1 protein-coding gene is annotated in these 692 nt (G+C 45.1%); it reads left to right on the top strand.

Annotated elements, in window-relative coordinates:
• Positions 1-194 precede the first annotated feature (194 nt).
• Positions 195-557: a hypothetical protein gene (locus ACVBEJ_RS14585; RefSeq protein ID WP_447130366.1), complete on the top strand. Its 363-nt coding sequence runs from the start codon at positions 195-197 to the stop codon at positions 555-557.
• The last annotated feature ends 135 nt before the right edge of the window (positions 558-692 follow it).

The following is a 692-nucleotide window of genomic DNA, read 5'->3' on the forward strand; positions in this document are numbered from 1 at the left end:
CTGTGCTGTGTTCATGGTAGTTCCTCCAGTCGTCGCACTCGGGAGTGAGTGCGTGGAGGAAGTATCGGAGAGAATTCAGGCGTGGGGCAGCTGCCGCGTAGCGGCTTCGTTCAACAAGTACATTAAAAATCGCCCACAAAAAGCGTGGGCTGGACGTCGCTGACGCTCCGCCTTTTATGTGGGCGTTATAAGTAATGGAATCTCACCAAATTAAAAATCTTAAGGGTTTTCCCGAGTTGACGATTGAGTCATGGCCTGATGAGTCAAGGGCAATTCTTAAGGTGTCGGGTAAATATACTCCGCCGTATAGAGGGGTTTATAAAATTGTTACAGAAGATGGCGCTGAACATCAGATATATATTCAAGAGCAAAGCTATGATCGGGTACCTAGAGTATGGCTCGATGGTGAAGAAGTTTGGGTGGGTAATCGCAACCCAAAACAAAAAATTAAAAATTTTGTGGCTTTTCACTTCAAAGAGTTTGCGCTAAAAACTACCGCTGCTTTTCTAGTAATAGCGGCTATCCACGGTCTAGTGAATTATGCAAAAAACTTATAACGAATAAGGATAAGTCGCGCTTGCCGCGACTTATCCTGTTGTTGAACAAGCCCGGTTCAGGGCGCCCAAGTCGGTTCTTTATATAGCAAATAAATACTCTGGATATCATCGTGACAGGCGCTTTTAAAACGAGCG

The organism is Porticoccus sp. GXU_MW_L64, from assembly GCF_052983295.1.

Bases quoted from the DNA above. Each gene is read 5' to 3' on its own strand.
- ACVBEJ_RS14585 (WP_447130366.1), top strand. From the start codon at position 195: ATGGAATCTCACCAAATTAAAAATCTTAAGGGTTTTCCCGAGTTGACG.